The 19,589-nt window shown below is 60.3% G+C and carries 15 protein-coding genes; 13 read left to right on the top strand and 2 right to left on the bottom strand.

Annotation, left to right across the window (positions count from 1 at the left end; all coding sequences use genetic code 11):
- Positions 1–53: 53 nt before the first annotated feature.
- Together ACZ3HH_RS13990 and ACZ3HH_RS13985 are read right to left on the bottom strand one after the other, a co-directional pair.
- Positions 54–3,332: a sensor domain-containing protein gene (locus ACZ3HH_RS13990; RefSeq protein ID WP_465805404.1), complete on the bottom strand. Its 3,279-nt coding sequence runs from the start codon at positions 3,330–3,332 to the stop codon at positions 54–56.
- Positions 3,333–3,416: 84 nt separating this feature from the next.
- Positions 3,417–4,307 (bottom strand): LysR family transcriptional regulator, encoded by an 891-nt coding sequence (locus ACZ3HH_RS13985; RefSeq protein ID WP_007905966.1) that lies wholly within the window; start codon positions 4,305–4,307, stop codon positions 3,417–3,419.
- A 159-nt stretch (positions 4,308–4,466) separates the two neighbouring features.
- On the opposite strand from ACZ3HH_RS13985, the gene leuC reads away from it, so the two are divergent.
- From leuC to ACZ3HH_RS13920, 13 genes are all read left to right on the top strand, one after another.
- The gene (gene leuC / locus ACZ3HH_RS13980) at positions 4,467–5,885 is read left to right on the top strand and encodes a 3-isopropylmalate dehydratase large subunit (RefSeq protein WP_367372129.1); all 1,419 of its coding nucleotides are present in this window, start codon (positions 4,467–4,469) and stop codon (positions 5,883–5,885) included.
- Positions 5,886–5,896: 11 nt separating this feature from the next.
- Positions 5,897–6,541 carry a 3-isopropylmalate dehydratase small subunit gene (gene leuD, locus ACZ3HH_RS13975; protein ID WP_007905962.1) on the top strand — a complete coding sequence of 215 codons (645 nt, stop codon included), beginning with the start codon at positions 5,897–5,899 and terminating at the stop codon, positions 6,539–6,541.
- 154 nt (positions 6,542–6,695) lie between these two features.
- Positions 6,696–7,463 (top strand): class I SAM-dependent methyltransferase, encoded by a 768-nt coding sequence (locus tag ACZ3HH_RS13970; protein ID WP_465805402.1) that lies wholly within the window; start codon positions 6,696–6,698, stop codon positions 7,461–7,463.
- 93 nt (positions 7,464–7,556) lie between these two features.
- Positions 7,557–8,639, top strand: a complete 1,083-nt coding sequence (leuB, locus tag ACZ3HH_RS13965; protein ID WP_008007203.1) for a 3-isopropylmalate dehydrogenase — start codon at positions 7,557–7,559, stop codon at positions 8,637–8,639.
- A 67-nt stretch (positions 8,640–8,706) separates the two neighbouring features.
- Positions 8,707–9,819: an aspartate-semialdehyde dehydrogenase gene (gene asd, locus ACZ3HH_RS13960; protein ID WP_007935182.1), complete on the top strand. Its 1,113-nt coding sequence runs from the start codon at positions 8,707–8,709 to the stop codon at positions 9,817–9,819.
- Between the two features lie 278 nt (positions 9,820–10,097).
- Positions 10,098–11,108 (top strand): aspartate-semialdehyde dehydrogenase, encoded by a 1,011-nt coding sequence (locus tag ACZ3HH_RS13955; protein WP_460146689.1) that lies wholly within the window; start codon positions 10,098–10,100, stop codon positions 11,106–11,108.
- A 208-nt stretch (positions 11,109–11,316) separates the two neighbouring features.
- Positions 11,317–13,965, top strand: a complete 2,649-nt coding sequence (locus ACZ3HH_RS13950) for a FimV/HubP family polar landmark protein (protein WP_465805399.1) — start codon at positions 11,317–11,319, stop codon at positions 13,963–13,965.
- A 355-nt stretch (positions 13,966–14,320) separates the two neighbouring features.
- Positions 14,321–15,145, top strand: coding sequence for a tRNA pseudouridine(38-40) synthase TruA (gene truA / locus ACZ3HH_RS13945; RefSeq protein ID WP_217857957.1), 825 nt, complete (start codon positions 14,321–14,323; stop codon positions 15,143–15,145).
- A 63-nt stretch (positions 15,146–15,208) separates the two neighbouring features.
- Positions 15,209–15,841 carry a phosphoribosylanthranilate isomerase gene (locus tag ACZ3HH_RS13940; RefSeq protein ID WP_465805397.1) on the top strand — a complete coding sequence of 211 codons (633 nt, stop codon included), beginning with the start codon at positions 15,209–15,211 and terminating at the stop codon, positions 15,839–15,841.
- Between the two features lie 211 nt (positions 15,842–16,052).
- Positions 16,053–16,973 (top strand): acetyl-CoA carboxylase, carboxyltransferase subunit beta, encoded by a 921-nt coding sequence (accD, locus tag ACZ3HH_RS13935; protein WP_056744405.1) that lies wholly within the window; start codon positions 16,053–16,055, stop codon positions 16,971–16,973.
- Positions 16,970–18,277 carry a bifunctional tetrahydrofolate synthase/dihydrofolate synthase gene (folC, locus tag ACZ3HH_RS13930; RefSeq protein WP_465805395.1) on the top strand — a complete coding sequence of 436 codons (1,308 nt, stop codon included), beginning with the start codon at positions 16,970–16,972 and terminating at the stop codon, positions 18,275–18,277. Before accD ends, folC begins: the two co-directional genes overlap by 4 nt.
- The gene (locus tag ACZ3HH_RS13925) at positions 18,261–18,926 is read left to right on the top strand and encodes an SPOR domain-containing protein (protein ID WP_465805393.1); all 666 of its coding nucleotides are present in this window, start codon (positions 18,261–18,263) and stop codon (positions 18,924–18,926) included. The genes folC and ACZ3HH_RS13925 overlap by 17 nt, the downstream gene beginning before the upstream one ends.
- Positions 18,927–19,024: 98 nt before the next feature.
- On the top strand, positions 19,025–19,585 hold the full coding sequence (locus tag ACZ3HH_RS13920; RefSeq protein ID WP_460146684.1) for a CvpA family protein: 561 nt from the start codon (positions 19,025–19,027) through the stop codon (positions 19,583–19,585).
- Positions 19,586–19,589 lie beyond the last annotated feature (4 nt).

Raw genomic sequence — 19,589 nt, 5'->3', positions numbered from 1 at the left:
AATTGGAGTGCCTGTTACGGAACGTCTCCCGTGCCGTGCATCAGTGACCCCGATTATTTGAGGAGTTTCTGAAACTCCTCCACCAGCAGCGGCCGGCTGTGCAAATACCCTTGATACAAGTGGCAGCCCAGCCCCTGCAAAAACTCCAGTTGCTCCAGGGTTTCCACCCCTTCGGCGATGACTTCCAGCTCCAGGCTGCGGGCCATGGCGACGATGGCGCGAATGATTTCGGCATCGTTGGGGTCGGTGGTGGCGTCGCGGATGAATGACTGATCGATTTTCAGGGTGTCCACCGGCAGGCGTTTAAGGTAGGTCAGCGAAGAGTAACCGGTACCGAAATCGTCCATCGCGAAGCTCACACCGAGTTTTTTCAGGCGCCGCATTTTGCTGATGGTGTCGTCCAGGTTCTGGATGACGATGCCTTCGGTGATTTCCAGTTTCAGCAGCGAGCAGGGCAGGTCGTGGCTGCCGAGGCTGTGTTCGATGCGTTCGACGAAATCGTTCTGACGAAATTGCCGTGGGCTGATGTTCACGCACAGGCTGAAATTGAGCGGATCGATCAGACCTTTGGCAGTCAGTTGTTTGAAGGCCTTGCAGGCTTCGTCGAGAATCCAGGTGCCGACTTCCAGAATCAGCCCGCTGTCTTCCAGCACCTTGATGAACTCGGTGGGCGATTGCGCGCCCAGTTGTGGATGGTGCCAGCGCACCAAAGCCTCGGCGCCGGTAATGCGATTGTTGCGGGCATCCACTTGCGGTTGGTATTGCACGCTGAACTCACCCCGGGAAAGAGCCAGGCGCAGGTCGGTTTCCATGCGCAGGCGTTCGCTGGCGGCTTTCTGCATGGTGTTGTGAAACATCTGCGTGGTGTTGCGGCCAGAGTCCTTGGCGCGGTAGAGGGCGATATCGGCGCGTTTGAGCAAGTCGGTCGGGGTCGAGCCATGGTCGGGGATCAGCGCGATGCCGATGCTCGGCGTCACTTGCAGACGCTGTCCGTCAAGGAACATCGGTTCGGACAGGAGTTCGCGCAAGGTGTCCGCCAACTCCCGGACCTGAGCGCTGACATCGCTGCGCGAACCTTCCAGACCGCTGAGCAACACCACGAATTCGTCACCGCCCAGGCGCGCGACGGTGTCCTCCATGCGCACGCTGGCTTCAAGGCGCGCGGTGATGATCTTCAGCACCGTATCGCCCACCGGGTGGCCGAGGGAATCGTTGATGTGCTTGAAGTGGTCAAGATCGAGGAACATCAGCGCGCCGCGCAGGTTGTGGCGTTTGAGCAGGGCGATCTGCTGGCTCAGACGATCCATCAATAGGGCGCGGTTGGGCAGGTTGGTCAGCGGGTCGTGGTAGGCCAGGTGACGGATCTGCGCTTCGGCATTTTTCAGCAGGCTGACATCCCGAGCGGTCAGCAGCAGGCACGCCGTTTCGTTGAGGGTGATCGGCTCCACCGAGACTTCGACGGTCAGCAACTCTCCGCGTTTGTTGCGCCCGAGCATTTCCTGATGGTGAACCCGGCCCTTGATCCGTAGTTCCGCCAACAAGGCGGAGCGTTGTTTCTCTTCGGCCCAGATGCCCACCTGATACACCGTGCGGCCGATCACTTCATCGGAACGGTAGCCGGTCAGGCGACAGAAACCATCGTTAACCTCCAGGTAGCGTCCGGTGTCGCGCTCGGTAATGGTGATGGCGTCGGGGCTTGAGTGGAACGCCTTGGCGAACTTCTCCTCGCTGGCCTTGAGCGCCGCTTCCGAGCGTTGCTGCTGGGTGATGTCGCGCAGGGTGGTGACGATGCAGGGTTGGTCGCCGACGCTGATCTGCCGGCTCGATATCACGCAGGTCAGGGACTGCCCGTCCTTGTGCTGAACGATGATCGCCACATTGTTCAGGCCCTGTTCGCGGATGACCCGCTCGATCCGTTGCAGGCTTTTTGCCGAAGCGTCCCACAGGCCGATTTCGTCAGCGCTGCGACCAATCACGTCGGTGGTGCTCCAGCCGAATGTCTGAGTGAAACTGGAGTTGATCTCGATGAAATGGCCGGTGTCCTGGCGCGTGACGCAAATCGGGTCCGGGCTGACCTGGAAAAGGGTGGCGAATTTCTCTTCCGACGCCACCAGTTGCTGTTCGCGTTCCACCTGATCAGTGATGTCCAGCAGTGTGCCGGCCATGCGCAGCGGGTTGCCGTGGTCATCGCGGTAGAGTCTGGCGCGGCTTTCCAGGTAGCGCGAACTGCCGTCCTGCAGCTGCACCCGGTACGTCAGTTGATAATTGCCGGCCGGGCCTTCGCGCAAGCTGCGGTAGGCGTCGCGCATGGTGTCGCGTTCTTCGCCGGGCACGCCTTCGAAAAACGCATCGAAGGATTCATGGAAGGGCTTGGGTTCCAGCCCATGCAACTGGGCGGCCCGCGCCGAGCCGTAAAGCATGCCGCTGGGAATGTGCCAGTCCCAGGTGCCGAGTTGTGCCGAATCCAGGGCCAGGTCGAGACGTTCCTGGCTGTCTTTGAGGGCGTGCTCGGCAATTTTGCGTTCGGTGGTGTCGAGGAACGTGCTCAGCAGATAAGGCTGACCTTCGAGTTCGACCTTTTGCGCACTGAGGATGCCGTCGTGGACCTGCCCATTGCTGGAGCGAAATTGCACCTCCATGTTGATCAGCTCGCCTTTGGCCTTGGTGGCCTTGACCAGTTGCACCCGTTGTTCCGGGTTGACCCAAAGGCCCAGTTCCAGCGTGGTTCGGCCGATAGCGTCTTGCACCGGCCAGCCGAACAGGCTTTCGAAATACTGGTTGGCTTCGCTGATCAGGCCGTCTTCCTGACGGGTCAGCAGGACCATGTTCGGGCACAGGTGAAACAGCGTGGCGAAGCGTTTTTCCGAGCTGCTCAGCGCCTGTTCGCGCTGGCGCTGATGGGTGATTTCACGAATGACCCCAATCATTCGCGGTCGGCCGTTTTTGTCCGGCAGCAGGCTGCCGTTGATCTCCAGCCAATGCAGACTGCCGTCGGGCCAGCGGATGCGGTGGTGCATCGCCTGTTCCAGCGGGGCGCCGGCGATCACTGCATTGAAGGCGCGAATGGCTTTCGCCCGATCCTCCTGGGGCAGCAGGTCTAGGTATTCCAGATCTTCCGGCAGCGGTTGCCGGGGATCGAAGCCGAACAACGCCTGAGTACCCCGGGACCAACTGATTTGCCCCCGCTCGATGTCCCAATACCAGGCGCCGAGTCGGGCGCCGTTAAGGGCCGCCAGCAACTGTGGGGCGCTTTCCCAGCTCTGCTCGGACCGTTTGGGGTCAAGTGCCTGAATTCGCGGCATCGGCGGCATACGTTCAACAGATTTGGGCATGGATAACAGGCCTTGGGCTGAATTGGGCGTTAGGCACAGGGTTTTGGGGCTCTATAGGCGTAGCACAAAAAGAAGAAGCACAGCTTAGCCGCGAGTCCCTGGCTGATCGATTTGTGCATCCAGCAGAGCCATGAAGGCCCGTGCCGCGTTCGACAGCGTCCGTTCGGTGTGCAGGATATAGCCTAGCTGGCGAGTGAGCTGTATGCCCGGCAAAGGTATGCGCGCCACTTGATCGTCCAGCATGGTGCGCGGCAAAACGCTCCAGGCCAGGCCGATCGAGACCATCATCTTTATGGTTTCCAGATAATTCGTGCTCATGGCGATGTTCGGCGTCAGGCCCTGGGCCTCGAACAGGCGCTGCACGATGTGGTGGGTAAAGGTGTTGCCGCCGGGGAAAACCGCGGGGTGCAGGGCGATATCCGCCAGGCTGACCGGACCGTTAGCGATCAGCGAATGCTCCGGGGCGACCACGAAATCCAGTGGGTCGTCCCACACGGGCGTGGCCTTGACCAGCGCGTGTGGCTCCGGTGCAAGAGTGATTACCGCCAGTTCGGCGCGGCCATGGAGTATTTCTTCGTAGGCCACTTCCGAATCGAGGAACTGAATATCCAGCGCCACTTGTGGGTAGCGTCGAGTGAACTCCCTTAATAAGGGCGGCAAACGGTGCAGGCCAATGTGATGACTGGTGGCCAATGTCAGACGACCGGAGACTTCGCCGGTCAGGTTGGTCAGGGCGCGGCGGGTGTCATCCAGTACATTGAGGATCTGATAGGCCCGTGGCAGCAGGGCGCGACCGGCTTCGGTCAAGCTGACTTCCCGGCCCAGTCGATCGAACAGCCGCACCTTCAATTGCTGCTCCAGGCCGGCGATGCGCTTGCTGATGGCGGGTTGCGTCAGGTGCAGCCGTTCGCCGGCGCCGGAGAAGCTTCCGGTCTCGGCAATCGCGATAAAAGCATTGAGGTTGGCGAGGTCCATGATGATGTCTCGGTTGTATTCCAGTTGGTTATGCAAAGCATAAAAAATATGAATTTGAGTTATTTAATGTAACCCCCTAGGATCGACCTCACAAGCCAAGGGGTTATTGAAACTTTCAAGATCCGGGGCATAGAAACAAGCTGATGAGGAAACCGTCTGATGGCCGGCAAAACGCTCTACGACAAGCTCTGGGATTCGCATTTGGTCAAGCAGCGCGACGATGGCTCGGCGCTGATCTACATCGATCGTCACATCATCCACGAAGTGACCTCGCCGCAAGCCTTCGAAGGCCTGCGTCTGGCCGGGCGCAAGCCTTGGCGCATCGATGCCAACATCGCGACCCCGGACCACAACGTTCCGACTACCCCGGAGCGCAAGGGCGGCATCGAAGCGATCGTCGACCAGGTCTCGCGTTTGCAGGTCCAGACCCTCGACGATAACTGTGACGAATACGGCATCGTCGAATTCAAGATGAATGATGTCCGCCAAGGCATCGTCCACGTCATTGGCCCGGAGCAGGGCGCAACCTTGCCGGGCATGACCGTGGTTTGCGGCGACTCCCATACCTCGACTCACGGTGCATTCGGTGCCTTGGCTCACGGTATCGGCACTTCCGAGGTCGAGCACGTACTCGCCACTCAGTGCCTGGTCGCGAAAAAGATGAAAAACATGCAGGTCGTAGTCGAAGGCCAATTGCCGTTTGGCGTGACCGCCAAGGACATCGTCCTCGCGGTGATCGGCAAGATTGGCACCGCCGGCGGTAATGGCCATGCCATCGAGTTCGCCGGTAGCGCGATTCGCGACTTGTCCGTTGAAGGCCGCATGACCATCTGCAACATGGCGATCGAGGCCGGCGCTCGTGTAGGTCTGGTGGCCGCCGACGAAAAAACCGTGGCTTACGTGAAAGGCCGTCCATTTGCTCCGAAAGGCGCGGAGTGGGACTTGGCTGTCGAAGCGTGGAAAGACCTGGTTTCCGACGCCGACGCCAAATTCGACACCATCGTTGAGCTCGACGCGACCCAGATCAAGCCGCAAGTCAGCTGGGGCACCTCGCCTGAGATGGTCTTGGCTGTGGACCAGAATGTTCCCGATCCTGCGAAGGAAATGGACCTGGTCAAGCGCGGTTCCATCGAACGCGCGTTGAAGTACATGGGGTTGACCGCCAATCAGGCGATCACCGACATTCAGCTGGATCGCGTATTCATTGGCTCCTGCACCAACTCGCGGATCGAAGACCTGCGCGCCGCTGCCGTGATCGCCAAGGGCCGCAAAGTGGCTTCGACCATCAAGCAGGCCATCGTGGTGCCGGGTTCGGGTCTGGTGAAGGCTCAGGCCGAATCCGAAGGCCTGGACAAGATTTTCCTCGAAGCCGGTTTCGAATGGCGCGAGCCGGGTTGCTCGATGTGCCTGGCGATGAACCCGGACCGTTTGGAATCCGGCGAGCATTGCGCGTCGACCTCCAACCGTAACTTCGAAGGCCGTCAAGGCGCCGGTGGCCGTACGCACCTCGTCAGCCCAGCCATGGCGGCCGCCGCCGCTGTGAACGGTCGTTTCATCGACGTCCGTGAATTGATCTAAAGGAGCGCAGCATGAAAGCTTTTACCCAGCACACTGGTCTTGTCGCGCCTTTGGATCGTGCCAACGTCGACACTGATCAGATCATTCCGAAGCAGTTCTTGAAGTCGATCAAGCGCACCGGTTTCGGCCCGAACCTGTTCGATGAGTGGCGTTACCTGGATGTCGGGCAACCGTATCAGGACAACTCCAAGCGCCCGTTGAACAAGGACTTCGTCCTCAACGCCGAGCGTTATCAGGGCGCCAGTGTATTGCTGGCTCGCGAGAACTTCGGTTGCGGCTCCAGCCGCGAACACGCGCCGTGGGCGCTGGAAGAGTACGGTTTCCGCAGCATCATCGCGCCGAGCTATGCCGACATCTTCTTCAACAACAGCTTCAAGAACGGCTTGCTGCCGATCATCCTGAGCGACGCTGAAGTCGATGAGCTGTTCCAGCAAGTTGAGGCGACTCCGGGCTATCAGTTGCAGGTTGACCTGCAAGCTCAGACCGTGACCCGCCCAGATGGCAAAGTGTTGAGTTTTGAGATTGACGCGTTCCGTAAGCATTGTCTGCTCAACGGTCTGGACGATATCGGCCTGACGTTGCAGGACCACGAGGCGATTGCGACGTTTGAAGCCAAGCATCGCGCGAGTCAGCCGTGGTTGTTTCGCGACGCGTGATTGATTCGGGTTTATCTAGGCAGTACCGGCCTCATCGCGGGCAAGCCCGCTCCCACAGGTTTTGTGAACACCGCAAATTCCTGTAGGAGCGAGGCTTGCCCGCGAAGAGGCCCACCCAGACAACACAAGACTAATCCCCAAAACGGAAGTCCCCATGACCAGCACCGCCAAGCACAGCCAAGTGGTACAAAAGCAATTCGGTGAACAGGCCTCGGCCTATCTGAGCAGCGCTGTACACGCTCAAGGCACTGAATTCGCGTTGCTACAGGCTGAACTGGCGGGGCAGGGCGATGCTCGCGTGCTCGACCTCGGTTGCGGCGCCGGTCATGTGAGTTTTCACGTGGCTTCGCTGGTCAAGGAAGTGGTGGCTTACGATTTGTCTCAGCAGATGCTCGACGTGGTGGCCGCTGCTGCCGTCGATCGCGGCTTGAGCAACGTGTCCACCGTACTGGGTGCCGCCGAGCGCTTGCCGTTCGCTGACGGCGAGTTCGATTTCGTCTTCAGCCGTTATTCGGCGCACCATTGGAGCGATCTCGGGCTGGCCCTGCGCGAAGTTCGTCGGGTGCTGAAGCCGGGCGGGGTGGCGGCGTTCATCGATGTATTGTCGCCGGGCAGCCCGTTGTTCGACACTTACCTGCAAAGCGTCGAAGTGCTGCGCGACACCAGCCACGTGCGCGATTATTCTGCCGGTGAGTGGTTGCGTCAGGTCAGCGAGGCGGGGTTGCATACCCGCAGCACCACGCGCCAACGGCTGCGCCTTGAATATACGTCCTGGGTTGAGCGCATGCGCACGCCGCAGGTGATGCGCGCGGCGATCCTCGAGTTGCAGCAGTCGATGGGCAACGAAGTACGCGAATATTTTGAGATTGAGGCCGATGGTTCGTTCAGTACAGATGTGCTGGTGCTGATGGCTGAACGATAAGCTCTGAAACATAAGCTCTAAAACGTAAGCACCGAGCGATAGAATTTTTCCGGGTGTGCCCACGGGCGTGCCGACTGATGACATGAGGAAAGCATGAGCAAGCAGATTCTGATTCTCCCGGGTGACGGTATTGGCCCGGAAATCATGGCCGAAGCGGTCAAGGTGCTGGAGCTGGCGAACGACAAGTACAGCCTGGGCTTCGAGCTGAGTCATGACGTGATCGGTGGCGCCGCCATCGACAAGCACGGCGTGCCGCTGGCCGACGAAACCCTGGCCCGTGCCCGTGCCGCCGATGCGGTATTGCTGGGCGCCGTGGGCGGTCCGAAATGGGACACCATCGAGCGTGACATCCGCCCTGAGCGCGGCCTGCTGAAAATCCGTGCGCAACTGGGCCTGTTCGGCAACCTGCGTCCGGCGATCCTGTACCCGCAACTGGCCGAGGCTTCCAGCCTGAAGGCAGAAATCGTGGCCGGTCTGGACATCCTGATCGTCCGTGAACTGACCGGCGGCATCTACTTCGGCGCGCCACGCGGTGTGCGTGAACTGGAAAACGGCGAGCGTCAGGCCTACGACACCCTGCCGTACAGCGAAACTGAAATCCGCCGAATCGCCCGTGTCGGTTTCGACATGGCCCGCGTGCGTGGCAAGAAGCTGTGCTCGGTAGACAAGGCCAACGTGCTGGCCTCCAGTCAACTGTGGCGTGAAGTTGTCGAGCAAGTGGCCAAGGACTACCCGGACGTCGAACTGAGTCACATGTACGTCGACAACGCGGCCATGCAACTGGTGCGTGCACCGAAGCAGTTCGACGTGATCGTCACCGACAACCTGTTCGGCGACATTCTTTCCGACGAAGCGTCGATGCTCACCGGCTCCATCGGCATGCTGCCGTCGGCGTCGCTGGATGCCAACAACAAAGGCATGTACGAGCCGTGCCATGGTTCGGCGCCGGACATCGCTGGCAAGGGCATTGCCAACCCGCTGGCGACCATTCTGTCGGTGTCGATGATGCTGCGTTACAGCTTCAATCTGCAGGATGCGGCCGATGCCATCGAGAAGGCCGTGAGCCTGGTATTGGATCAGGGCCTGCGCACGGGCGACATCTGGTCGGCTGGTTGCACCAAGGTCGGTACGCAGGAAATGGGCGATGCAGTAGTCGCCGCGCTGCGGAATCTGTAATCTCTTTGGCCCGCTGCAACTTTCAACCGTGAAAGCAGCGGCCCACTTTTAAGAAGGTGTAGTTGCGATGAAACGTGTAGGTCTGATCGGTTGGCGCGGTATGGTCGGTTCCGTGCTCATGCAGCGGATGCTGGAAGAGCAGGATTTCGATCTTATCGAGCCGGTGTTTTTCACCACTTCCAATGTCGGTGGCCAAGGCCCGTCCGTGGGCAAGGACATTGCTCCGCTCAAGGACGCTTACAGCATTGAAGAGCTGAAAACCCTCGACGTGATTCTGACCTGCCAGGGTGGCGACTACACCAGCGAAGTCTTCCCGAAACTGCGTGAAGCCGGCTGGCAGGGGTACTGGATCGACGCCGCTTCCAGCCTGCGCATGCAGGATGACGCGGTCATCGTGCTGGACCCGGTGAACCGCAAGGTCATCGACCAGCAGCTCGACGCGGGCACCAAGAACTACATCGGCGGCAACTGCACCGTCAGCCTGATGCTGATGGGCCTGGGTGGCTTGTTCGAAGCCGGTCTGGTCGAGTGGATGAGCGCCATGACCTATCAGGCGGCCTCTGGTGGCGGCGCGCAGCACATGCGTGAACTGATCAAGCAGATGGGTGTGACCCACGGCGCTGTCGCCGATCAACTGGCCGATCCGGCCAGCGCCATCCTCGACATCGACCGTCGTGTTGCCGAAGCCATGCGCAGCGACGCGTACCCGACCGAAAACTTCGGTGTGCCACTGGCTGGCAGCCTGATCCCGTGGATCGACAAGGAACTGCCGAACGGTCAGAGCCGCGAAGAGTGGAAGGCCCAGGCCGAGACCAACAAGATCCTCGGTCGCTTCAAGAGCCCGATCCCGGTGGATGGCATCTGCGTGCGCATCGGCGCCATGCGTTGCCACAGCCAGGCGCTGACCATCAAGCTGAACAAAGACGTGCCGATCGCCGACATCGAAGGGCTGATCAGCCAGCACAACCCTTGGGTCAAGCTGGTGCCGAACAACCGTGAGATCAGCATGCAGGAGCTGAGCCCTACAAAGGTTACCGGTACCCTGAACGTGCCGGTTGGCCGTCTGCGCAAGCTGAACATGGGGTCGCAGTTCGTCGGCGCTTTCACCGTCGGCGACCAACTGCTGTGGGGCGCGGCCGAACCGCTGCGTCGCATGCTGCGGATTCTGCTTGAGCGTTGATCTGTTGAAGTAATGAAGAGCCCGCGCCTTGAAAGAGGTGCGGGTTTTTTATGCGCGACAGTCTGAGAGTGCTCGGTTGGCTGCTATTCCGTCATCGCGGGCAAGCCCGCTCCCACAAGGTTGGGGTCGTATGCAAAATATGGGAGCCCCTCAAAACCTGTGGGAGCGGGCTTGCCCGCGATGAGACCGGTAAAGGCGCCACAAATCCTTGGCAGAAATTGCCTGCACGCCAACCACCCGGTAAAGTGCCGCTCCCCCGTTTCGCCAGAGGTAGAACCATGAGCCAGTCCTTCGATATTGCCGTGATCGGCGCCACCGGTACTGTCGGCGAAACACTCGTCCAGATTCTCGAAGAGCGGGATTTTCCGGTCGGTAACCTGCACCTGCTGGCGAGCAGTGAATCGGCCGGGCATTCGGTACCGTTTCGCGGCAAGAACGTGCGGGTGCGGGAAGTCGATGAGTTCGATTTCAGCAAAGTCCAGTTGGTGTTCTTCGCCGCTGGCCCGGCAGTGACCCTCAGTTTCGCTCCGCGTGCCACAGCCGCCGGTTGCTCGCTGATCGACCTGTCCGGCGCCTTGCCGGCCGATCAGGCGCCGCAAGTGGTGCCTGAGGCCAACGCTGAAATTCTTGCCGGCCTGAAGAAGCCTTTCCAGGTCAGCAGCCCAAGCCCTTCGGCCGCAACGCTGGCGGTGGTGCTGGCGCCGTTGCTCGGTTTGCTCGACCTGCAACGCATCAGCCTGACGGCGTGTCTGGCGGTCTCTGCCCAAGGCCGCGAAGCGGTCACCGAGTTGGCCCGGCAAACCGCCGAGTTGCTCAATGTGCGCCCGTTGGAGCCAGCGTTCTTCGATCGGCAGATGGCTTTTAACCTGCTGGCGCAAGTCGGTACGCCTGATGCTCAGGGTCATACGCTGCTGGAAAAACGCCTGGTTCGCGAGCTGCGTCAGGTCATGGCGCTGCCTTCATTAAAGATTTCCGTCACTTGCATTCAAGCTCCGGTGTTTTTCGGCGATAGCTTTAGCGTGACCTTGCAGTCATCGAGCGCTGTCGACCTGGCGAAAGTCAACGCAGCTCTGGAAGCGGCACCCGGTATCGAGCTGGTCGAGGCGGGCGATTACCCGACTCCGGTAGGCGATGCGGTAGGACAGGACGTGGTTTACGTTGGTCGGGTTCGCAGCGGGATCGACGATCCGGCGGAACTTAATGTGTGGCTGACGTCAGATAACGTACGCAAAGGGGCCGCGCTCAATGCTGTGCAGGTGGCTGAATTGTTGATAAAAGACCTGCTGTAAAAGATACTTGGCAACAATTTATCGAATGATTCCCGTCGAGCGTCATGCTTGGCCGGAATGCTTAAGGTGAGCCACCCCGCAGGGCTTTCCATTGCATGAATGAAATAATCGCGCGCGACGACCCTTCGTCGCCGCGCGCAATGCCTTACGGCAGCGGCAATCAACACCTTCTCGCTGGCCGAGGAATGTTCAAACAAAGGAAGAGGTTATGGTTCAAGTTCGCAAACTGGTGTTAGCAATAGCGGCCGCCTCGGCGCTGTCCTCCGGTATGGCGCATGCCCTCGGGCTCGGGGAATTGACCCTGAAATCGACGCTGAACCAGCCTCTGGTAGCAGAAATCGAGTTGCTCGACGTCAAGGACCTCACGGCTGCCGAAGTGGTGCCGAGCCTGGCCTCGTCCGAAGATTTCGCCAAAGCCGGTGTCGATCGTCAGGCGTTTCTCAACGACCTGACCTTCACTCCAGTACTTAACGCCAGCGGCAAAAGCATCCTGCGCGTCACGTCCAGCAAACCGCTGTCCGAACCGATGGTGAAATTCCTGGTTCAGGTAATGTGGCCCAACGGTCGTCTGCTGCGCGATTACAGCGTGCTGCTCGATCCGTCCAAATTCTCGCCGCAGACCGCCGATGCGGCCGCGCAACCGGCACCATCCCAAACAGTGACCGCACCAGTCACCGGCGCCACCAAGCCATCGCAACACACCACCACGCCGCGCGATACCCTGTGGGAAATCGCCGCGAAGGCGCGTAACGGCGGTTCGATTCAGCAGACCATGCTGGCCATCCAGGCGCTGAACCCGGATGCGTTCATCGACGGCAACATCAACCGGCTGAAAACCGGTCAGGTGCTGCGTCTGCCTGATCAGGTTCAGAGCACCAACCTGGCGCAACCCAAGGCTATCGCTGAAGTCGCCGCGCAGAACACCGCCTGGCGTCAGGGCCGTCGCTATGTGGCGAAACCGGGAACCGGTCAGCAGCAACTCGACGCCACCAAACGCGCTCGCGGTGAAGGTGCTTCCTCGCAAGCCGCCACAGACAAACTGAGCCTGGTCTCTGCCGACACCGGCAAGGGTCGTGGCAAAGGTGCCGCCGGTGATGCGAAAGCGTTGAGCGACAAGCTGGCCGTCACCCAGGAAAGCCTCGACACGGCTCGTCGTGACAACGCTGAACAGAAAAGCCGCATGAACGATCTGCAAAGTCAGCTGGACAAGCTGCAACGCCTGATCGAACTGAAGAACAATCAGTTGGCCAAACTGCAGGCCGAAGGCGGCGCGGGTGCGCCGGCGACCGCTCCGGCGATGTCGGCTGAGCTGGCGACCAACCCTGCGGCAACGCCTGCGGACGCGGCACCTGCACCAGAGGCTGTTGCACCAGAAGCCGTTCCGGCGCCAGCTGTCGAGCCAACGCCTGCGACATCCGATGATCAGAAATTCAACGAGCTGCTGACCAACCCGATCCTGCTGGGGCTGGTAGGTGGCGGTGCGGTGGTGCTGCTGCTCTTGCTGCTGTTGCTGGCCCGCCGCCGCAAAGCTCAGCAAGAGGCCGAGAAGCATCTGCGCATGGCCCGTGCCTTGGAGGAGGAGCAAGAGTTCTCCGTCGACCAAGACTTGCCAGAAAGCAGCTTCGAAGGCCTGGAAGTTCCGCCGCCGAGTGTGAAACTTGCGACCGCACCAGCACCAGCACCAGCACCAGCGCCTGCACCGGCCCCGGTGATTGCTCCGGTTGTGGTGACGCCGCCGATCGCTGCGCCACTGGTGTCGCCTGCCGCCGAGCGTTCCGATCGTTCCGACGACGTACTGGCTCAGGCGCAGTCGCACATTGTGGGCGGTCGTCTGAATCAAGCCGCCGCATTGCTGGAAGACGCTATCAAGCAAGAGCCGCAACGCAGTGACCTGCGCTTGAAGCTGATGGAAGTCTACGGTCAGCAGGGCGACCGCGATGCATTCGTCGCCCAGGAGCGTCAACTGGTAGCAAACGGCGATAACTTCGCCCGGGTCGAAGAGTTGAAAAACCGCTTCCCCGCGATGGCGGTCGCAGTTGCGGGTGGTCTGGCCGCCGCGGCAATCGCCGCCGAGCTGGACGCGCAATACGTCAAGGACCTGCTGCTGGACGAACCGCAAGCCCCGGAACCGGCATTGTCCGACTTCGACAGTGCATTCGATCTGAGTCTGGACGATCTGGAGGCGGCTACTCCAATCTTGCCTGCCGTTGCGGCGGAACCAGAGCCAGCACCAGAGCCAGAGCCAGCACCAGAAGCTCTGGCTGAGCTGGACGAATTCCCGCTGGACGACGACCTGAGTTTTGAGTCGGTGTTGCAGCAACAGACTGAAATCAAGGAAAACCTCGACGATCTGTCGGACTTCGACCTGGACATGGATCTGGGTGGCAATGCCTCCCCGGCAACGCTGGCCGAAGACGACTTCCTGCTGAGTCTGGATGAAGATCTCAAGGACTTGCCTGTCGCCGAAGCGCCATCCGTGACCGAGCCGACGCTCGATGACCTGGAGTTGCCTGCGGATTTCGACCTGTCACTGGCCGATGAAATGGACGCCACCCCGGATCAGCCTGACGCCTTCGAAAACGAACTCAACGACGTCAATGCAGAGCTGGATCGCCTGTCCCAGAGCCTCGGTGAGCCGAGCTTCACTGAGGAAGATGCTTTGGCCTCCGCGGCTGATGAACCGGACTTCGATTTCCTCTCCGGCACTGACGAAGTCGCCACCAAACTCGACCTGGCCCAGGCCTACATCGACATGGGCGACAACGACGGCGCTCGGGATATCCTCAATGAGGTGGTGACCGAGGGCGATACCGGTCAGAAAAGCGAAGCCAAGGAAATGCTCTCGCGTCTGGCGTGAGTCATCGGTAAGGCATAAACAAAACGGCAGCCCATCGAGGCTGCCGTTTTTGTTTGAGTGGTGATGTGAGGCGAACCGTCAGATTCGACATCAATGTCGACAGTTGCGCCGTCATCGCGGGCGGGCCCGCTCCCACAAGGGATTGGTGTCGGATACAAACGATGCGAACAGCCCTGATCCTGTGGGAGCAGGCTTGCCCGCGATGGGGGCCTCAGCCCCGGCACAAATCCCGACCCGACAGTTCACAAAAAACACTCAGCTCTGGCATCCCGGTCCGGCGGCCCTATAATGCCTGCCTTTGCGTAGATCAGCAGGCTGTCACCCTTTGGCAAACATAGATAATCCGGCCGCCGAAATGGCGGCCGACGGCTTTTTTCGGATCGCGTTGGGCGTTGAATACAAAGGTTCGCGTTATCGCGGCTGGCAACGTCAGGCCTCCGGTGTGGCCACGGTGCAGGAAACCCTCGAAAAGGCCTTGTCCAAAGTCGCCGACTCACCCGTGTCGCTGCATTGCGCCGGACGCACCGACGCCGGTGTGCATGCTTGCGGGCAAGTGGTGCATTTCGACACCCAGGTCGAGCGTTCGATGAAGGCTTGGGTCATGGGTGCCAACATCAACTTGCCGCACGACGTCAGCGTCAGCTGGGCCAAGGTTATGCCGGCGGATTTCCATGCGCGGTTCAAGGCCATCGCCCGTCGTTATCGTTACGTGATCTACAACGATCAGATCCGCCCGGCGCACCTGAACGAAGAAATCACCTGGAATCACCGTCCACTGGACGTCGAGCGCATGTCCGAGGCTGCTCAGTATCTGGTCGGCACCCACGACTTCAGCGCATTCCGCGCCGGCCAGTGCCAGGCCAAGTCGCCGATCAAGGAGCTGCATCACCTGCGCGTCACGCGCCATGGCAAAATGATCGTGCTGGATATCCGCGCCAGCGCGTTCCTGCACCACATGGTGCGCAACATTGCCGGGGTGCTGATGACCATCGGCGCCGGCGAGCGTCCCGTGGAGTGGATGAAGGAAGTCCTGGAAAGTCGTGTGCGTCGTTCCGGCGGGGTGACGGCCCATCCGTTCGGCCTATATCTGGTGCAGGTCGAGTATCGCGACGAGTTCGAATTGCCCGAGCGTTACATCGGCCCACACTTCCTCACCGGTTTCTCGGAACTTGACGGCTGACGCCCTCGAACGCTTTTGTTACCATCCGGGACTTTCCCGGATTTGTCCTGAGGTTCTATCGACATGTCAGCCGTTCGCAGCAAAATTTGTGGGATTACCCGCATAGAGGATGCGTTGGCGGCGGTCGAGGCCGGGGCTGATGCCATAGGATTTGTGTTCTACGCCAAAAGCCCACGGGCCGTAACATTCCAGCAGGCGAGGGCGATCATCAAGGCCTTGCCGCCGTTCGTGACCACCGTGGGTTTGTTCGTCAATGCCAGCCGCTGCGAGCTGGGGGAAATCCTCGACGCCGTGCCGCTGGACCTGTTGCAGTTCCATGGTGACGAGACCGCGGCCGACTGTGAAAGCTGGCACAGGCCCTACATCAAGGTGTTGCGGGTCAAGGCCGGCGACGACATCGCAGCAGCTTGCGATGCCTACGCCAGTGCCAGCGGGATCCTGCTCGATACGTACGTCGAAGGTGTTCCTGGCGGAACCGGCGAAGCGTTCGACTGGTCACTGATACCGCAAGGCCTGAGCAAGCCGATCATCCTGGCGGGCGGCTTGACGCCGGACAACGTCGCCGAGGCGATTGCCCGGGTTCGGCCTTATGCGGTGGACGTCAGCGGTGGAGTAGAGGCGAGCAAGGGCATCAAGGATCACGCAAAGATTCAGGCATTCATCAAAGCGGTACGCGGTAGCACGTCGTTGATGTGACGGCTGGCAGACTGCCGCCGTCCACTGCTCTGTACAAAAGAGGTGCACCTGCACAAAGCAGGCATGGCTGAGAATTTTTGGGTTGTACGCCGGTCGCGTCTCGCAGACCCGGCAATCCATCGATCATCGCTACATACATGAATTTAGGTCAAGGGCATACGCGGGGCTGCGAACCAGAGCGTTCGGGCCACCGGTACTGGAGAAAGAAAGCATGAGCAACTGGTTAGTAGACAAACTGATCCCTTCGATCATGCGTTCCGAGGTCAAGAAGAGCTCGGTGCCTGAAGGTCTGTGGCACAAATGCCCGTCTTGCGAGGCGGTGTTGTATCGTCCGGAGCTGGAAAAGACCCTGGACGTTTGCCCCAAGTGCAACCACCACATGCGCATCGGCGCGCGCGCGCGCATCGACATCTTCCTCGACGCTGAAGGCCGTGCCGAACTGGGCGCGGACCTGGAGCCGGTTGACCGTCTGAAATTCCGCGACGGCAAAAAGTACAAGGATCGCCTGACCGCTGCGCAAAAGCAGACCGGCGAAAAAGATGCACTGATCTCCATGAGCGGCACCTTGCTGGGCATGCCGGTCGTGGTATCGGCTTTCGAATTCTCCTTCATGGGTGGCTCGATGGGCGCCATCGTTGGTGAGCGCTTTGTGCGCGCCGCCAACTACGCCCTGGAAAACCGCTGCCCGATGATCTGCTTCGCCGCCTCCGGTGGTGCGCGGATGCAGGAAGCGCTGATCTCCCTGATGCAAATGGCCAAGACCTCCGCGGTGTTGGCGCGTCTGCGTGAAGAGGGCATTCCGTTCATCTCGGTACTGACCGACCCGGTCTACGGCGGTGTTTCCGCCAGTCTGGCAATGCTCGGCGATGTAATCGTTGGTGAGCCAAAAGCCCTGATCGGTTTCGCCGGCCCGCGTGTTATCGAACAAACCGTTCGCGAAAAATTGCCGGAAGGCTTCCAGCGCAGTGAGTTCCTGCTGGAGCACGGTGCGATCGATATGATCATTCACCGTCAGGAACTGCGTCCGCGTCTGGGCAACCTGCTGGCACAAATGATGGGCCTGCCGACGCCAAAATTCGTCGCCGCGCCAATCGAGCCGATCGTGGTTCCGCCGGTGCCTGCCAACATATGATCCAACGCACCCTTGGCGAGTGGCTCGCCTACCTTGAGCAGTTGCATCCCTCGGCCATCGACATGGGGCTGGAGCGTTCGCAACAGGTAGCGTCCCGCATGGGACTGGGCAAGCCGGCGCCTCGGGTGATCACGGTCACCGGCACCAACGGCAAGGGTTCTACCTGCGCGTTCGTGGCTTCGTTGCTGCGGTCGCAGGGCCTGAACGTCGGTGTCTACAATTCTCCGCACCTGCTGCGTTACAACGAGCGGGTGCAGGTCAATGGTGTCGAAGCCACTGACGCCGAGCTGTGCGAAGCCTTCGCGGCGGTCGAGGCCGGTCGTGGCGACACTTCCCTGACATACTTCGAAATGGGCACCCTGGCGGCGTTCTGGCTGTTTCAACAGGCAGGGCTTGATGCAGTGGTGCTGGAAGTGGGTCTGGGCGGGCGTCTGGATACCGTCAACGTGGTCGATGCGGACATGGCGCTGGTCACCAGCATCGGCGTCGATCATGCGGACTATCTGGGTGATACCCGTGAGTCCGTGGCTTACGAAAAAGCCGGCATTTTCCGCCAGGGCGCGCCTGCGCTCTGTGGCGATCTGAATCCCCCTCAGCCTCTGCTGGATAAAGCGCGCGAGCTCAATTGCCCGTTTTTCCTGCGTGGGCGCGATTTTGACCTGGGTATCACCGATCACAGCTGGCAATGGCGCGGCCTTGATGCTCAGGGGCGTGCAGTCGAGTTGCATGATCTGCCATTGCTCGATCTACCGATGGAAAACGCAGCACTGGCGTTGCAGGCTTACCTGCTGCTCGGTTTGCCTTGGGTGGATGCGCAGATTATTGATGCCCTGAAAGCGACACGCGTGGTCGGTCGTCTTGATCGCCGTCAGTTCGACTGGCAGGGCAAACGTCTGAATGTGTTGCTGGACGTGGGGCACAACCCCCATGCGGCAGAATACCTGGCCCGTCGTCTGGCCAGTCGGCCACCGGCAGGCAAGCGTCTGGCGGTGTTCGGGTTGTTGGCGGACAAGGATCTGGATGGTGTTGTCGGTGAATTGAATGCTAGTGTCCAGCATTGGGCTGTCGCCCCGCTGGATTCGCCGCGGGCGCGGCCCGTTGAGCAGTTGCACACGGCGTTGCAGAACCTTGGCGCCTCGGTAACCTCTTATGACAGCGTGGCCGCAGCCCTGGAAGGGCAGTGCGCGCAGGCGACGAGCGACGACGAAATTCTGTTGTTCGGATCATTTTATTGTGTCGCCGAGGCCCTTGAATGGCTGGCCCGGCACTCCACGGAGGAAGCGGCAAATGGCTTTGCTGGATAAGGCGTACAAGCAGCGCATGGTCGGTGCCCTGGTGCTGGTGGCGCTGGCGGTGATTTTCCTGCCAATGCTGTTTTCCCGTCAGGACGAGCAGCGCCAGGTGAGGGTTGACGCACCGGCTGCACCGCAAGCGCCTGCTGTGCCGCAAGTGCAGGTCGAGCCGGTGGTGGTGCCTGAACCGCAGGCATTGCCGCAGGAACCTGTGCCAAGCGATGAGGAAATTGCCGCACAGCAAGCTCCGTCGACACCGATTGCGCCAAGTGCTCCTGTGGCAGCGCCACCAGCGCTGCCGGTTGCTAAACCGGTCACGCCTCCGGCGCCAGTCGCCAAGCCTGTGCCGGCACCTGCCCAGCCAATTACTGCCGCACCGAGCAAGCCGGCTACCACCCCAAGCCGCGTCGATGCCAATGGCCTGTCGGTCAGCTGGTCGGTGCAGCTGGCCAGCCTGGCGAGCCGTGAGAGCGCTGAAAGCCTGCAGAAAACCCTGCGCAGCCAAGGCTATAACGCCTATATCCGCTCCGCCGATGGCAAGAATCGGGTATTCGTCGGGCCGCTGATCGAGCGCGCTGAAGCCGATCGTCTGCGTGACTTGTTGAGTCGCCAGCAGAATCTCAAAGGTTTTGTGGTGCGTTTTCAGCCTGAGCGCGGTTAAAACTATTGCCCCGATTTGAAAAGCACTGACAATCTCAGCTTACCGATAGCCATGGGCTCTGCTAAAATGCGCCGCCTTATCTGTCTGTAGGCTGCACTGTGCCATTTACCTGGGTTGATTGGGCGATCGTTGCAATCGTCGCCATCTCCGCTTTGATCAGTCTTAGCCGCGGCTTCGTCAAAGAAGCACTCTCGCTGCTGACCTGGATCATCGCAGGAGCCGTTGCCTGGATGTTCGGTGGTTCATTGTCCGAGTACCTCGGCGGATACATCGAAACGCCATCGGCTCGTGTGATCACGGGCTGTGCCATCATGTTTGTCGCCACTTTAATCGTAGGCGCAATGATCAATTATCTTATCGGCGAGTTGGTTCGCGTCACCGGGCTATCCGGGACCGATCGATTCCTCGGCATGGCCTTCGGCGCTGCGCGTGGCGTGTTGCTGGTGGTCGTGGCGGTCGGGCTGTTGAGCCTGGGGCCGGTACAGCAGGACGGCTGGTGGAAAGAATCACAGCTCGTGCCAAAATTTCTATTGGTCGCAGACTGGTCCAAAAACCTGATTCTTGGGTGGAGCAGTCAGTGGCTTGCCAGCGGAATCAGCGTACCCGCTGATATACCGTTCAAGGAGCACCTCTTGCCGACGGCCAAAACGCCTCAGTGAGTTG

The sequence above is a fragment of the Pseudomonas sp. PME37.24/025 genome, assembly GCF_055556615.1.
This window is presented reverse-complemented; position numbering and strand designations above follow the sequence as displayed.

What these genes read in the sequence shown, in the direction of transcription:
- ACZ3HH_RS13990 (WP_465805404.1), bottom strand. Translation starts at nt 3,332, where the DNA reads ATGCCCAAATCTGTTGAACGTATGCCGCCGATGCCGCGAATTCAGGCA.
- ACZ3HH_RS13985 (WP_007905966.1), bottom strand. Translation starts at nt 4,307, where the DNA reads ATGGACCTCGCCAACCTCAATGCTTTTATCGCGATTGCCGAGACCGGA.
- leuC (WP_367372129.1), top strand. Translation starts at nt 4,467, where the DNA reads ATGGCCGGCAAAACGCTCTACGACAAGCTCTGGGATTCGCATTTGGTC.
- leuD (WP_007905962.1), top strand. Translation starts at nt 5,897, where the DNA reads ATGAAAGCTTTTACCCAGCACACTGGTCTTGTCGCGCCTTTGGATCGT.
- ACZ3HH_RS13970 (WP_465805402.1), top strand. Translation starts at nt 6,696, where the DNA reads ATGACCAGCACCGCCAAGCACAGCCAAGTGGTACAAAAGCAATTCGGT.
- leuB (WP_008007203.1), top strand. Translation starts at nt 7,557, where the DNA reads ATGAGCAAGCAGATTCTGATTCTCCCGGGTGACGGTATTGGCCCGGAA.
- asd (WP_007935182.1), top strand. Translation starts at nt 8,707, where the DNA reads ATGAAACGTGTAGGTCTGATCGGTTGGCGCGGTATGGTCGGTTCCGTG.
- ACZ3HH_RS13955 (WP_460146689.1), top strand. Translation starts at nt 10,098, where the DNA reads ATGAGCCAGTCCTTCGATATTGCCGTGATCGGCGCCACCGGTACTGTC.
- ACZ3HH_RS13950 (WP_465805399.1), top strand. Translation starts at nt 11,317, where the DNA reads ATGGTTCAAGTTCGCAAACTGGTGTTAGCAATAGCGGCCGCCTCGGCG.
- truA (WP_217857957.1), top strand. Translation starts at nt 14,321, where the DNA reads ATGGCGGCCGACGGCTTTTTTCGGATCGCGTTGGGCGTTGAATACAAA.
- ACZ3HH_RS13940 (WP_465805397.1), top strand. Translation starts at nt 15,209, where the DNA reads ATGTCAGCCGTTCGCAGCAAAATTTGTGGGATTACCCGCATAGAGGAT.
- accD (WP_056744405.1), top strand. Translation starts at nt 16,053, where the DNA reads ATGAGCAACTGGTTAGTAGACAAACTGATCCCTTCGATCATGCGTTCC.
- folC (WP_465805395.1), top strand. Translation starts at nt 16,970, where the DNA reads ATGATCCAACGCACCCTTGGCGAGTGGCTCGCCTACCTTGAGCAGTTG.
- ACZ3HH_RS13925 (WP_465805393.1), top strand. Translation starts at nt 18,261, where the DNA reads ATGGCTTTGCTGGATAAGGCGTACAAGCAGCGCATGGTCGGTGCCCTG.